Raw genomic sequence first — 11,812 nt, forward strand, 5'->3', positions numbered from 1 at the left:
GGGGGAGGTGTCGAAGGCGGTCATCCACCGCACGACGCCGCTGGGCGCGTCCCACCCGGGGTGTCCGGGCCCGCCCTCCGCGGCCCCGGGCCCGGGCACTCCCGTCTTCCCCGGCGTAACGTGACGGCGGCCGGGTCGGTCGGCGAACTCAGTTTGGTCAAGTACCGTTCCGTCTAGGTCAAGTACCGATAATTGATTCCGCCGGCCGACCCGATCCGAAGGGGATCACCGAGTGTTCCTGTCCGTCCTAGATCCCTCGCCCTCGCCGACCCCCACCGGCCTGGCCGATCTCGCCGACCAGGCCGCCAACGCCGTGATGGCGACGTGCGGCGGCACCGGCGGCAGAGACGACGTGCTGTGCGTGACGCTGTCCAACGTGCTCCCCGCGGGCTGGGCGTCACCGGTGGCCTGGGTGATCAGCCTGGTCCTCATCGTGGTGGCCGCCCTCATCGTGCGCGCGATCCTGCACCGGCTGATCGGCCGGGTGATCCGGAGGGCCGCCGACGGGGTGATGCCCGAGCGTCTCCGCGTCAGGACCGTCACGATCTTCGACGGCACCTCGGCCGTGCTCAGCGAGCGCCGCCGCCAGCGGGCCGAGACCCTTGGCTCCGTGCTCAGCAGCCTCATCTCCGTGATCATCTTCGGTACGGCCGTGCTGATGATCCTCGGGCGCTTCGGCATGGACCTCACCCCCGTCCTGACCAGCGTCGGCATCCTCGGCGTGGCCGTGGGCTTCGGCGCCCAGGAGCTCGTCAAGGACTTCATCGCCGGCATGTTCATGCTGATGGAGGACCAGTACGGCGTGGGCGACCTGATCGACACCGGAGCGGCCGTCGGCACCGTCGAGGCCGTCACCCTGCGCATCACCCGCCTGCGGGACGCCGACGGCCGGGTCTGGTACGTCCGCAACGGCACCATCACCCGCATCGGCAACGAGTCGCAGGGCTGGTCCCGGGCTCTGGTGGACGTCCCCGTGGCATACGACGCCGACATCTCGGGCATCCGCGACCTGCTCAAGAAGGTCGCGGAGGACATCTGGGAGGACCCAGAATTCCGGGACGTCGCGATGGTCGAGGAGCCCGAGGTGTACGGCCTGGAGCAGATCTCCGACAAGGCGATGATCTTCAGGATCACCGTGAAGACGGTCCCCGCGCACCAGGCCGAGGTGGCCAGGGAACTGCGCCTGCGGGTCAAGTCGGCGCTCGACCGGGCGGGCGTCGCCCTCGCCGGGGTCTGAGTAGGCTGGGAACGTGTCCGCTACTCCTCCGGAATCCCTGTCCCTCTACGACGCCGTGGGCGGCTCCGAGGCCTTCGAGCGCCTCGTACACCGCTTCTACCAGGGCGTGGCGGAGGATCCCCTGCTGCGCCCGCTCTACCCCGAGGAGGATCTTCACGGGGCCGAGGAACGGCTGCGCATGTTCCTCATCCAGTACTGGGGTGGCCCGAACACCTACGGCCTGCGGCGTGGCCACCCCCGGCTGCGCATGCGGCACGCGCCGTTCGTCATCGGCGAGGCCGAGCGCGACGCGTGGCTGAAGCACATGCGTGACGCCGTCGAGTCGCTGGAGTTGCCCGAGGAGCTGGAGACCAAGCTCTGGACCTACCTGCAGTACGCGGCCCAGAGCCTCGTGAACGCATAAGTCCCCGGATCAGGGGGCAGCCAAGGAAATGTGAATAGCTCCCCTTGGTGGCGTGATGCCGTCGTTTACGAGATCTACGTTCGCAGCTTCGCCGACGCCTCGGGAGACGGCGTCGGCGACCTCCAGGGGATCCGTTCCCGCCTGCCCTACCTAGCGGAGCTGGGCGTGGACGCGGTCTGGCTGACCCCCTTCCAACCCTCCCCCATGGCCGACGGCGGGTACGACGTCGCCGACTACCGTGGCGTCGAGCCGCTCTTCGGCACGCTCGCCGACTTCGACGCTTTGGTCGCCGACGCCGACTCCCACGGCCTTCGGCTGATCGTCGACATCGTTCCCAACCACAGCTCGTCGGCCCATCCGTGGTTCCAGGCGGCCCTGGCCTCTCCGCCGGGCAGCCCCGAGCGCGACCGTTACATCTTCCGGGACGGCGAGGCGCCGCCCAACAACTGGACCTCGGTGTTCAGCGGGCCCGCCTGGAACCGCCTGCCCGACGGTCAGTGGTACCTCCACCTGTTCGCGCCCGAGCAGCCGGACTTCAACTGGCGCAACCCGGAGGTCCACGAGGAATTCCTGGACGTCCTGCGGTTCTGGCTCGACCGGGGCGTCGACGGGTTCCGCATCGACGTCGCGATGGGCCTCTACAAGGATGCCGATCTCGCCGACGTTCCGCCCTCGGGTGAGGGGTTCATGTCCCGGTCGCCCATCTGGAGCCAGCCGGAGGTCCACGAGGTCTACCGCGAGTGGCGGAAGGTCCTCGACTCCTACCCCGGGGACCGCGCCGCCGTGGGAGAGGTGTGGACCGACACCCCCGAGGACCTCGCCCTGTACGTCCGGCCCGACGAGCTGCACCAGAGCTTCAACTTCGCCTGGCTGGAGGCCCCGTGGTCCGCGACGGCGTTCCGCAAGATCATCGATGACACGCTGGCCGCCGTCACGGCGCCCACGTGGGTGCTCTCCAACCATGACGTCGTCCGCCACGTCACCCGCTACGGCGAGGGCTCCCTGGATCCGGACGCCGGGCTCGCGCGCGCTCGCGCCGCCCTGCTGACGATGCTCGCGCTGCCCGGATCGGCCTATCTGTACCAGGGAGAGGAACTGGGCCTTCCGGAGGTGAAGGATCTTCCCCCGGAGGCGCGGCAGGACCCGATCTTCAAGCGCTCCAAGGGCGAGCTCCGGGGGCGTGACGGGTGCCGCGTGCCGATCCCGTGGTCCGGCGCCGCCGAGCCGTTCGGGTTCTCCCCGGAGGGCACACGACCCTGGCTTCCCCAGCCCGCGGCGTGGGCGCCGCTGACCGCCGAGCACCAGGCCGGCGACCCCGGCTCCACGCTGTCGTTCTACCGCCGGGCGCTGGCGCTGCGCCGGTCGCTGCGGGGGTCACTGCCCGGCTCCGTCACCTGGCTCGACGCCTCCGGCGACGCGCTCGCCTTCTCACGCGGCGAGCTGGTCTGCGTGATCAACTGCGGCGGGCAGCCCGTACCGCTGCCGCCCCACGGCGGGATCCTGATCTCCAGCGGGGAGCCGGACGAGGTGTCCCTGGCTCCGGACACGGCCGTCTGGCTGCGGGCCGGCTAGCCACTGCCGGGGACGGGCGAATGGGGCGGGCAGGTCGGCGTGCCCGCCCCATCGAGGTTCCCGATCAGTCGCGCGTGAGCTTGCGGTAGGTCACGCGGTGCGGACGTGCCGCGTCGGCCCCGAGCCGATCGATCTTGTTCTTCTCGTAGTCGGCGAAGTTGCCCTCGAACCAGAACCAGTTCGAGCCGCCCTCCCACGCGAGGATGTGAGTGGCGATGCGGTCGAGGAACCACCGGTCGTGCGAGGTGATCACCGCACAACCCGGGAACTCCAGCAGGGCGTTCTCAAGACTGGACAGCGTCTCGGTGTCGAGGTCGTTGGTCGGCTCGTCGAGCAGGAGGACGTTGCCGCCCTGCTTGAGCGTGAGAGCGAGGTTGAGCCGGTTGCGCTCTCCACCGGACAGGACGCCCGCGGGCTTCTGCTGGTCGGGACCCTTGAAGCCGAACGCCGCGATATAGGCCCGGGAGGGCATCTCGACGTGACCGACCTTGATGTGGTCGAGCCCGTCGGAGACGACCTGCCAGACGTTCTTCGCCGGATCGATGTTGCCCCGGCCCTGGTCGACGTACGAGATCTTGACGGTCTCGCCGATCGTGATGTCACCGGTGTCGGGCGTCTCGGCGCTCATGATCATACGGAACAGGGTGGTCTTGCCCACGCCGTTGGGACCGATGATGCCGACGATGCCGTTGCGGGGCAGGTCGAAGGAGAGGTCCTCCATGAGCAGCCGGTCGCCGAACCCCTTGGTGAGGCCGGTGGACCGGATGACCGTGGTGCCGAGACGGGGCCCCGGCGGGATCTGGATCTCTTCGAAGTCGAGCTTGCGGAACTTGTCGGCCTCGGCGGCCATCTCCTCGTAGCGCTGCAGACGCGCCCGGCTCTTGGTCTGGCGGGCCCGCGCGTTGGAGCGCACCCACTCGAGCTCCTCCTCCAGGCGCTTCTTGCGCTTGGCGTCCTTCTGGCCCTCGACCTTGAGACGGGCCGCCTTCTGCTCCAGGTAGGTGGAGTAGTTGCCCTCGTAGGGGTAGCAGCGGCCCCGGTCGAGCTCCAGGATCCACGTCGCCACCCTGTCGAGGAAGTAGCGGTCGTGGGTGACGGCGAGGACGGTGCCGGGGTACTTCTCCAGGTGCTGCTCCAGCCACTGGACGCTCTCGGCGTCGAGGTGGTTGGTGGGCTCGTCGAGCAGCAGGAGGTCGGGCTGCTCCAGCAGCAGCTTGCAGAGCGCCACCCGGCGGCGCTCACCACCCGACAGCTTGGTCACGTCGGCGTCCGGCGGCGGGCAGCGGAGGGCGTCCATCGCCTGTTCGAGCTGGCTGTCGACATCCCACCCGTTGCGGTGGTCGAGCGCGTCCTGCAGCTTGCCCATCTCGGCGAGCAGCTCGTCGCTGTAGTCGGTCGCCATCAGCTCGGCGATCTCTTCGAAGCGGGCGCGCATGGCGAGGGTCTCGGCGACCCCCTCCTGGACGTTGCCGAGCACGGTCTTGGACTCGTTGAGCGGGGGCTCCTGCTGCAGCATGCCGACCGTGAAGCCGGGCATGAGCCGGGCGTCACCGTTGGACGGCTGCTCCAGGCCGGCCATCATCTTGAGAAGCGTTGACTTACCAGTGCCATTGGGGCCCAGCACACCAATCTTGGCTCCGGGCAGGAAATGCAGCGTGACGTCGTCGAGGACGACCTTGTCGCCATGCGCCTTGCGCACGCGCTGCATCGTATAGATGTACTCGGGCATGCTCCTAAGACTAGGGGATAGCGCCGTCGGAGTTGTCCGCTCGCGCACGAGGGCCGGGCACCGGAGCGACCGGGAGGCAGATGCGGTCGCGGCCGAGCTCCTTGGCACGGTAGAGAGCCAGGTCGGCCGCGGCGAGCAACTCGATCAGGTCGTCACCGTGAACGCTCATGATCGCGACTCCGGCGGAGATCGTCACCGTGATCATCGCCTCGTCCACGGGGATGGCCATGCGGCCGACGCGGGAGCGCAGGCGCTCGGCGACCCGGCGAGCCTCGGTGACGTCGGCGCGCGGCAGCAGCACCACGAACTCCTCGCCCCCGAACCTGCCGACGACGTCGTAGTCACGGAGCTGGCTGCGGAGGGCGGTGGCGACACCCGCCAGGACCTGGTCGCCGACCAGGTGGCCGTAGGTGTCGTTGACCCGCTTGAAGTGGTCGATGTCGACGATCAGGAGGGCCAGGGTCTCCCCCGTGCGACGAGCCCGGACGATCTCGGTGTCGGCCTCCCGCTGCCATGCCGTGGCGTTGAGCAACCCGGTCTTGGCGTCGGTGCGGGCGGCGGCCTTGAGCTGGGCGTGGAGCAGACTGCGCTGAAGGAGCACCACCGGCGGGAGCGTCAGCACCAGCAGTACGGGGCTGAGCCCGCACGCGATGGCGACCAGCACACCGAGGCACAGCTCGACGACGTCGAGGAGGACCCTCTCTCGGTCCCACAGGACGTCGCGCCAGCGGGTGTCGGGGTCGGCCATGTGGAGCGCGACGGCGATCAAGGCGGTGTTGAGCACGGTGAACAGCACCGCGCACCCCACGGCGAGCGCCATCGGTCCGCCCGACCCGAACGACCGGCCCGTCGGATCTCGCACGAGCGAGTGGAAGATCACGGAGGCGGCGCCGGCCGCGAGACCGATCGCCGCCGCGCTGAACACGCGCCTGTAGACCACCGTCGCCCTGACCCGGATCTGCAGCAGGAACTGCAGGGGCAGGGGTGCCAGCAGGGCGTAGACCGGCGGAAGCAGTAAGGCGACCGGGAGCCACCACGCGGAGAGCAGGTCGCGGGACACACCGGCCGGCATGCCGAGACGACGGGTCGCCTCGATGCAGACCGCTCCACATGCCATCAGCGCCACGAACGTCAGGAGCTCCGACCAGCGGAACTCGGTCTGCGTGGCGAGGAAGCCCGCCGCGGAGAGGGCGAGCCCCACGGTGGCGCACAGATAGACGACCAGGACGGCGGGCTGTGCCAGCAACGGCCAGCGGTCGGCTAGTGAGAGCATGCCGCCGCGTGGCTCGACCGAGATTTCACCGGACGCTGTCATCACATCCCCCAACGCACGCTTCCATCGGGACGGGTTCGCTGTCTCGACTCTACGTCTCACGATGTGTAACACAATAGTCGCGGAGTGTGCGGCTCGCGATGGGAACCGCTACGTTGTGCTCTGCGGCCATCTCCGTCCGTTGGCCATGACGTGACCGCTCCCTGTTGAGCGGCCCCCTGCGGAAAGGAGCAGCCATGGTGCGAGGCATCATCTGGACCTGATTCGGACGCACGGACACCTAATTCAAGGCGTCCGCATTCAAGGGGTCCTTATAAGCGTCCGCATTCCAAGGCGTCCTTGTTCAAGCGTCCGCCTTCCAAGGCGTCCGCGTGCTAGCTCGACCCACCTCAGACACCGCAGGTCGACCTCTCCGGCACGAGCCTTGGCCCACCCGACGCGCATCACAACCACCCGCCCCACCCCACCCGGCCCCCCGCCCCACCCCCCACCCGGCCCCACGCGCCGCCTCCCGCCACCCCACCCGACCAACGGGGCGCCATCCCACCAGGCCCACTCCGCCCCACGCCGCCGCCCTACCCGGCCCCACGCGCCGCCATCCCACTTGACGACCCGGCCCACGCGCCACCGCCCACCTGGCCCAACGCGGTGCAACCCACGCCGCCCGGCCCAAGGCGCCACCCGCCCCGCCCGGCTCGGGGGTCGGACCCGATTGCGCGACCACCCGACGCAGACCAGGCTTCATAGGCTCACGCGTCCAACCGTCGAACGCGGGCCAAAGACGCGTAAGCCGACGTGCTGGATCACCGCGCCTCGAACCAGTGCCTCAATGGATCAAGGCCTCCGGCTGCCGGGTAGGTGGTGGGTGCGTCGGCCGCGCTGTGCGTGGAGGGCGCAGCCGACGCGTCTCGTGGCATGGGAGCTCAGGCGGCGAGACGTCCGACGGCCTCGCCATCGGCCCACGGCTCCGTGTCGGCCGGATCTTCCGCCACGTCGCCCCCGCTCTCCCCGCGGGTGAGCGGGGAATCACCGCCCTCAGCTGATCCGCTGAGCGAGAGATCGACTTCGTCTGCCCCCGTGAGGGCCGACCCCGAGCCGTCGGCCTCGCTGATCGGGCCGACGAGCTCCCAATCTCGGGTGCTGGAGGCGAGTCGCTCTCGCGCGACGTTGTCGAAAGCGGGTGTCGAGGGTCCGCGCTGGGCCTTCTCGAAGCGGCTGACGCCACGCCTCAGGTCGTGCCCGACCGATGTGGCCTCGACCTCGGCGAGGAACCGGCGCTCGCCGTCACGCTCGTACGACCGGATGCGCAGCTTGCCGTGGACGACGATCGGCTGCCCGATCTTGATCGACTGGGCGACGTTTTCGGCCAGGACCCGATAGCACCGGACGGCGTAGAAGGTGGTCTCGCCGTCGTGCCATGACTGGGACGCCTTGTCGAACACGCGTCGCGTCGAGGCGAGCCGCAGCGATGTGACACGGGTGCCGTCATCGAAGTGGTACTGCCGGGGGTCGGCGGCGACGTTGCCGTTCAGCGTGATGTAGATGTCGTTCATCGTGCCTCCCATGGCGGGCCGGCGGACGGTCTCCGCCGACATGGAAGTCAGCTTGTCGGTCCAGTGCCCCGCCATGACCGCCGAGCGGCGTTCTGTGGACTTCCCGCCCCGCCGCACGGCCGCCCTGTGGAAAACCCGGCTGCGGCCGGTGCCCCGCTGTCGTGGTCCTGGCACCGATGGGTCGTACCGGTTGAGGTCAGGGGCGTGGGTTAGCGGCGGCCGGCGGTGAGGGCGGCGAAGAAGTCGTTGTAGCGCCTGAGCTCCTGCTCCACCGGCTTGATGACCATGTCCTTGGACACCGCGGAGATCCGCCGGCGCATCTCCCGTTCGAGATGGTCGCGTTCCTTGCCGGCGCCCAGCACCACGAAGTTGCGACTGGAGATGGCAGAAAGCAGGCCCAGCCCGAGCACGCTGACCATCATCAACCCCAGCCACGGCAGGGCCGAGACGTCACCCAGCAGGTCGGAAGGCTCGCGGCCGACCTTGAAGACCCCGTACAGCAGGATCGCCCCCGCCCAGCCGACTCCTGCGGCGAACAGCACGACCAGGAGGTACTGCCAGATCTTCAGCAGCCACCACCATCCGGGCACCCGGTCGAGGCGCGGGGCGATCTCGCTCAGCTCTCCAGAAATGACCTGGGGCAGCTTGTTCAGCTGGGAACGCGCGGCGTCGCGGACGCCGTTCCGCCAGGCCTCCGGCATCCCGGAGCTCAGCCCGTCGGCCAGCGTCTGAACGGCGTTCTCCACCTCGGCGGGCTGGGCGCTGACCGATGCCGCGGTCACGGCCTTGATCTCGTCACGCACGTTGCCGAGGCGAAGGCTGTTCATGGGGTCGGGCCGCAGCCGTGAGGCCCATCGGGCGTACGGCCAGCCCACCCAGTCGACGGAGCGCACACCGTAGACGTTCTCCATCGCCTCCCCCACGGCCGGTACGCCGACCGCGTCGCACAGGGAGTCGGTGAGCCCTTCCTGCCTGGCGAGGTCGACGGTGGGCTGCACCGCCATGGCCTCGGGCGCGGGCATCACCTTGGTCAGCTTGACCATGATGCGGTCGAGATCGGCCTCCAGACGCCGCACGGCGGCCCGCCGGTTGGAGACGGACTCGGCCAGCACGCTCTTGAGGCTGTTCACGCCCCTGCCCGTGGTCGCCGAGGTTGGGACGATGCGCGGGTGCTGGACGCCCTCCCGCTTCAGCAGGTCGGACAGGTCGACGACGCACTCGGCCAGCTCCTCGGGGGCGAGCCGGTCGGCCTGGTTGAGCGCGAACACGGTGATCGCCTCGTGCCCGGCCAGTTCCGCGACATACTTGTTGTGCGTGGCCGCGTCGGCGTACTTCTGGGGGTCGAGCACCCACACGATCAGGTCGGCCACCTGGATCAGCCGGTCGGCCTCGTGGTCGGTGATGGCCCTGATCGAGTCGTGGTCGGGCAGGTCGAGCAGGATCAGGCCGTGGAGCTGGCTCTCTCCCCTATCCAGGGCGCTGGCACGGGCGAAGCGGTGCCGCCACTGGATCTGGAGCCAGTCGAGGAGCGGCCCGGCGCCGTCCAGCCCCCAGACGCACGCGTGGGTGCGCGCGGTCGTCGGCCGGCGTACGCCCGTAGGAGACAGCTCAAGCCCGGAGATGCGGTTGAACAGGGAGGACTTGCCGCTCCCCGTGCCGCCGGCGAGGGCGACCACGGTGTGGTCGCCGGAGAGCTTGAGACGGTCGCCCGCGCGGAGCAGCAGCTGCCCGGCCTCGGCGATCAACGCGGGGTCGACCCTTCCGGGGCCGAGCTCCACGAGCCTCGCGAGTGCCGAGAGCCGGTGGCCCAACTCGTTCCGCGTGTCCGTCGTCCCGGCACGCACGGCGCTGACACTCATCGGGCGACCTCAAGGTTGTACGTTGCCTGGTAGAGCCGCTTGGCGGCGGCCTCGTCGGGGATCCCCGCCTCGTCGAGCACCTGGACGTATCGCAGCGTCTCCTCGTCGAAGAGCACGCTGATGCGGGCTCGCAGGTCGCTGCGCGCCCTGGTGCCGATGCCGCGCAGCGACTCGGCGCCGAGAACCCCTCGCAGCAGGCGCTCGGGAAGGGTGCCCGTGCCGGAGGAGGTCGCGACGTCAGAGCTTCCGTAGCCGAGCAGCCCGATCATGAAGACCAGCGAGAGCGACTCCTCGTCGAAGGCGACCAGCTTGGCCACCGACCGCTTGGTGACGCCGCCCGAATGGATCAGCGCCACGACGTGTTCCTGCCAGGCTCCGATCGTACGGCCGACCCGGCGCACGAACTCGTCCGATGGGCGCCCGAGGCCGGGAGCGGCGGCGAGGCGGTCGCCGACGCCGTCGCGCTGGCGCCACCTGACGACGACCTCCTCGGCGGCCCGCTGCCCCGCGGAGACGATCACGGATTCGAGCCCGGAGCGGAGCGCCGACTTGAAGGCGCGCAGCCGCGCCGGAGCCTGCTGGCTCGTCTTGGTGGCCATGCGGCCGGGGCGGCGCAGGTGCAGGGTCTTCATCAGGTCGCCGGAGCCCGCGAAGTCCTGCCAGCGGGCGAGAACCTCACCGCGCAGCAGCGATCCGTCGGTCGTGGCCTCGTCGATCTCCGCCAGCGCGCCCATGTAAGCGGCGTCCACGTCGGTCCGGAGTTCCGCCCGGAAGGCGACCTGGGCCTCCAGGTGCCGTGCCAGAGCGGGGACGCGGCCGCGGAAGCTGTTCAGGACGCCGTCGAGGGTCGCCTGGATGGCCTGCGAGCGCCGCTGGTCGTCGACCGAAAACTCGGTCAGCCACATGCGCAGGTCGGCGACCTCCTCCTCGGGAAGGCGCCCCGCGGTCACCGTCGCCTCGTTGATGACGAACCGCTCGACGTCGCCGAGACCGTACTCCTGGAGCATCCGGGAGAAGTGCTTGTCGATCACTTCTCGGGATCTCACCGGCACGCGCGAGAGCACGATGGCCAGGCGGGCGCCGCGTTCCTTGGCGAGGCGCAGCAGGCTCCACGCGGGAGCGTCGGCGTAGCGGGTCGCGGTGGTGACGAACACCCACAGGTCGGCGGCGTCGAGCATGCGGTGGGCGACCTCGTGGTGGGTCTCCACCACCGAGTCGATGTCCGGGGTGTCGAGCAGGGCCACACCCTGGGGAAGCCGCTCGGTCGAGGCGAGCACGAGCGTGTCGAGAGACCCGTCGGTGGCCGGCCTGTCGACGCGGATCATGCCGCCGAGCACGTCGCCCTTGGCGAACCACTCGCGGTCGTCGGGGTGGCAGGCCAGTACGGGCGTGCCTGTGGTGGGACGGCGCACTCCCGTGGAGCTGACCTTCGCGGCGGCGAGGGTGTTGACCAGGGTCGACTTGCCCGCCCCCGTGGAGCCGACGACGGCGATCAGAGCGGGCGCGGTGCTCATGTGCACGCGCGGGATCACGTAGTCCTCGATCTGCGCGAGGATCTCGACCTGGGCCTTGCGCGCCTCCTCGACCCCGGGCACGTCGAGGCCGAGCCGCAGCCCGGTGACGCTGTCCCTCAGGCCGGAGAGCGCGGACGTCAGAGCTCGCGAGACGGGCTTGGGCAGCGGCACCTCCCGCACGCGCTCCGACACCTGGAAGCCGTCGTCGTCTTCGTCGTCTTCGCCGTCTTCGCCGCCTTCGTTGCCGTTAGCGGTGTCACTGCTGTTACTGCTGTCATGGCGCTCACTGCCGTCAGCGCCGTCGCCGTCATGGAGCTCGTCCCCGTCGTTGCCCTCATCGGAGCCGTCTGCGTCGGCCGCCTGGACGGACCCGGCAGGCTCCCACACACCGCGCGACCCGGTCCCGGTGTCGCCGTGGCTCGCTCGCGCCTCAGTGTGGGCGCTCTGCGGCCGTGTCTCCCTGAACGGGTCGAAGGGGACGTCTTCTGGGACGGGCAGGACGTCCTCGGCGTCGGCCGAGACGTCCTCAAGGTCGGCGGAGACGTCCTCCTGACCGGGTGAGACGTCTTCAGTATCGGCTGAGACGTCCCGCTGTACGGCTGAGACGTCCTCGGGACCAGCGGAAAGGCCCTCCGGGACGGACGGGCACGGGCCGCGAGGTCCAGCGATTGG

The 11,812-nt window shown here is 69.9% G+C and carries 8 protein-coding genes; 3 read left to right on the forward strand and 5 right to left on the reverse strand.

Annotated elements, in window-relative coordinates; genetic code table 11:
* Positions 1–232: 232 nt before the first annotated feature.
* Genes AB0B89_RS30685 through AB0B89_RS30695 form a run of 3 tightly spaced genes read left to right on the forward strand, consistent with a single transcriptional unit; the run spans position 233 to position 3,212 of the window.
* The gene (locus AB0B89_RS30685; protein ID WP_358559768.1) at positions 233–1,237 is read left to right on the forward strand and encodes a mechanosensitive ion channel family protein; all 1,005 of its coding nucleotides are present in this window, start codon (positions 233–235) and stop codon (positions 1,235–1,237) included.
* Positions 1,238–1,250: 13 nt separating this feature from the next.
* Complete coding sequence (locus tag AB0B89_RS30690) at positions 1,251–1,640, forward strand: globin (RefSeq protein ID WP_358559770.1); 390 nt, start codon at positions 1,251–1,253, stop codon at positions 1,638–1,640.
* 30 nt (positions 1,641–1,670) lie between these two features.
* Positions 1,671–3,212 (forward strand): glycoside hydrolase family 13 protein, encoded by a 1,542-nt coding sequence (locus AB0B89_RS30695; protein WP_358559772.1) that lies wholly within the window; start codon positions 1,671–1,673, stop codon positions 3,210–3,212.
* Positions 3,213–3,276: 64 nt separating this feature from the next.
* Here AB0B89_RS30695 and ettA read toward each other — a convergent pair whose 3' ends face one another.
* The 5 genes from ettA to AB0B89_RS30720 form a co-directional block, all read right to left on the reverse strand.
* Positions 3,277–4,941, reverse strand: a complete 1,665-nt coding sequence (gene ettA, locus AB0B89_RS30700; protein ID WP_358559774.1) for an energy-dependent translational throttle protein EttA — start codon at positions 4,939–4,941, stop codon at positions 3,277–3,279.
* Positions 4,942–4,951: 10 nt separating this feature from the next.
* Positions 4,952–6,256, reverse strand: a complete 1,305-nt coding sequence (locus AB0B89_RS30705; RefSeq protein WP_358559776.1) for a GGDEF domain-containing protein — start codon at positions 6,254–6,256, stop codon at positions 4,952–4,954.
* A gap of 881 nt (positions 6,257–7,137) precedes the next feature.
* Positions 7,138–7,941, reverse strand: a complete 804-nt coding sequence (gene ssb / locus AB0B89_RS30710; RefSeq protein WP_358559778.1) for a single-stranded DNA-binding protein — start codon at positions 7,939–7,941, stop codon at positions 7,138–7,140.
* Positions 7,942–7,976: 35 nt separating this feature from the next.
* Positions 7,977–9,626, reverse strand: a complete 1,650-nt coding sequence (locus AB0B89_RS30715) for a GTPase (protein WP_358559780.1) — start codon at positions 9,624–9,626, stop codon at positions 7,977–7,979.
* Positions 9,623–11,812 (reverse strand): GTPase (locus tag AB0B89_RS30720; protein WP_358559782.1); only part of this gene is annotated, 2,190 nt, incomplete at its 5' end. The genes AB0B89_RS30715 and AB0B89_RS30720, both read right to left, overlap by 4 nt.

This window comes from Sphaerisporangium sp. NPDC049002, assembly GCF_040649355.1.
In the GTDB taxonomy this organism is placed as follows: Bacteria; Actinomycetota; Actinomycetes; order Streptosporangiales; family Streptosporangiaceae; genus Sphaerisporangium.